The sequence below is a fragment of the Microbacterium sp. HMWF026 genome (assembly GCF_003061325.1).
Classification (GTDB): domain Bacteria; phylum Actinomycetota; class Actinomycetes; order Actinomycetales; family Microbacteriaceae; genus Microbacterium; species Microbacterium testaceum_E.
Window position 1 is genome coordinate 1 of the sequence record NZ_QAJB01000240.1, and the last position, 2465, is coordinate 2465.

Annotated in this window: 2 protein-coding genes and 1 pseudogene; 1 reads left to right on the forward strand and 2 read right to left on the reverse strand. The window is 71.5% G+C overall.

Annotated elements, in window-relative coordinates; all coding sequences use genetic code 11:
- Positions 1–371 (forward strand): annotated as a pseudogene (locus tag DBR36_RS17700) (ROK family protein); the annotation flags it as partial.
- Between the two features lie 38 nt (positions 372–409).
- Here DBR36_RS17700 and treZ read toward each other — a convergent pair.
- A complete protein-coding gene (gene treZ / locus DBR36_RS09595; RefSeq protein WP_258222694.1) occupies positions 410–2197 on the reverse strand; it encodes a malto-oligosyltrehalose trehalohydrolase in 1788 nt (595 codons plus the stop codon).
- A gap of 62 nt (positions 2198–2259) precedes the next feature.
- A partial coding sequence (locus DBR36_RS09600; RefSeq protein ID WP_146185304.1) for a hypothetical protein occupies positions 2260–2465 on the reverse strand: 206 nt, incomplete at its 5' end.

A 2465-nucleotide genomic window follows, 5' to 3' on the forward strand; every position in this document is an offset into this window, starting at 1 on the left:
CCACCGCGATCGAGCGGCGGGCGTCGCGGGCCCTCGGGCGCGCGATCGGCTTCGATTACGCGATCGCCCTCGCACGCGCCGGGGACCCGGTGCTGCGCGAACTGTTCGCCGACACGGGCGACGCCCTCGGCGCGCTCTGCGCCCTCGCGACCACCCTCTCGCTGCATTCCGACGTCGTGCTCGCGGGCGAGGGGATGCAGGCCTTCGACCTGCTGCGCGAACGCACCGAGGCGGCGGTCTCGCAGCTCCGCCCGCCCTCGGCGTCCCCCGTGTCGCTCCACCCGGATCACTCCGGGTTCACGGCGTGGGCACGCGGAGCGGCCGCGGTCGCCGTCCAGGCCGCAATGGGCCGTATCGACCTCGCACGCTGACGGCCCCGCCCCGGAGGAGCGGGGCCGTCGGCGGCCGGTCAGAGCGCGGGGGCGACGATCGCGCTGGCTCCCGCGGGAACGGTGACGGCGGAGCCGTCGAGCACCACGCCCTCGGCGGTGGCCAGCAGGACGCGGGCGCCGGGGGCGACGGATGCCGAGGCCTCGGCATCCGAGAGGTTCACCACGACCACCAGGTCGCCGCGGTGCAGTTCGTAGACGCGCCCGCCCTCGGCCTCGCGCGCCGCGGCTGACAGGCCCTCGCGGGAGGGATCGGTCAGCTCGGGACGCTCGCGGCGGAGCTTCGCCAGCTCGCGATAAAGGCCGAGCAGCTGGGCGTGGTCGCCCTCACCCACCTCGTCCCAGTCGAGCTTCGAGTTCTCGAACGTCGAGGGGTCCTGCGGGTCGGGGACGCTGTCCTCGTCCCAGCCCATCTTGGCGAACTCGGCGATGCGCCCCTCGGCGGTGAGCTTGCCGAGCTCGGGCTCGGGGTGCGAGGTGAAGAACTGCCACGGGGTCGTGGCGCCCCACTCCTCGCCCATGAACAGCATCGGCGTTCCGGGAGCGGTGAGGGTCAGCACGGCGGCGGCGGCGAGCCGGTCGTAGCCGAGCGTCTGCGACAGGCGGTCTCCGGCGGCGCGATTGCCGATCTGGTCGTGGTCCTGCGCGAAGGTGACGAGTCGCCAGTTGGGCACGTCGTCCGGGATCGGCTTGCCGTGCTTCTCTTCGCGGAACGACGAGTAGGTGCCGTCGTGGAAGAAGCCGCCCTCGCTGACCTTGCGGAAGGCGTCGAGGTCGGCGAAGTCCTCGTAGTAGCCGATCGTCTCGCCGGTCAGGGCGACGTGCGCCGTGTGGTGCCAGTCGTCCGACCACTGCGCCGTGAGTCCGTAGCCGCCGGCCTCGCGCGGGAGGATCAGCTTCGGGTCGTTCATGTCGCTCTCGGCGATTGTCGTGAGCGGGATGCCGCGGTGCGCCGACAGGGCGTCGGTGCGCTCGGCGATCTCCTGCAGCACGTGCGGGTCGCGGTGGTCGAGCAGCGCGTGCACGGCATCCAGGCGAAGGCCGTCGACGTGGTAATCGCTCATCCACATCAGGGCGTTCTCGACGATGTAGGCGCGCACGGCGTCCTCATCGAGGTTGACCGAGTCGCCCCAGGTGTTGCGACTGCCCTCGCGCAGGTACGCGCCGAACTCGGGCAGGTAGTTGCCCGAGGGGCCGAGGTGGTTGTAGACGACGTCCTGGATGACGGCCAGCCCCGCCGCGTGGGCGGCGTCAACGAAACGCTGGTAGGCCTCGGGTCCGCCGTAGGCCTCGTGGACGGTGTACCAGAGCACCCCGTCGTAGCCCCAGTTCCAGGTGCCGTTGAAGCCGTTCACCGGCAGCAGTTCGACGTGGGTCACCCCGAGGTCGACCAGGTGGTCGAGCCGGCCGATCGCGGCATCCAGGGTCCCCTCGGGGGTGAAGGTGCCCAGGTGCAGCTCGTAGATCAGACCGCCGGCGAGCTGCTTGCCCGTCCAGGCGGCGTCGTTCCACGCGTAGACCGAGGGATCGAACCACGCCGAGGCCTCGTGCACGCCGCCGGGCTGACGACGCGAGCGCGGGTCGGGACGCAGATCGTCGCCGTCGCCCAGCACGAAGCCGTAGCGCTCGCCGTCGGTCAGGTCGACCGGCGCCGTCCACCAGCCGTCCGTCGCGGACTCCATCTCGATGTCCTCGATCACGGTGTCGCCGCTGTCGTCCAACCGGCGCAGTCGCACCCGCTCTGCTTTCGGTGCCCAAACGTCGATGCTCATGCCGGTGTCCTTCTCTCCGCGTGAGGTGCCAGGAATTGTCGCTTCGCGAGCGCATGAGGCGACGATTCCCGGCGCCTCACGCGCTCGCGAAGAGAGGGTCAGAAGATCAGCAGGGCGACCGGGAGGAACGCCAGCAGATCGGCCAGGGGGGTCGGGCCGCCGGCGAAGGATCGGCCGGTCAGCACGTCGACCACGGGCGTGTCAGGCAGCAGCACGACCGTGTCGCGCCATCCGCCCGCGGCCTTCAGCCCGTGGGGCAGGCGGGTCGCCACGGCGAACACGCCGCCGCGGTCGAATGCCACGA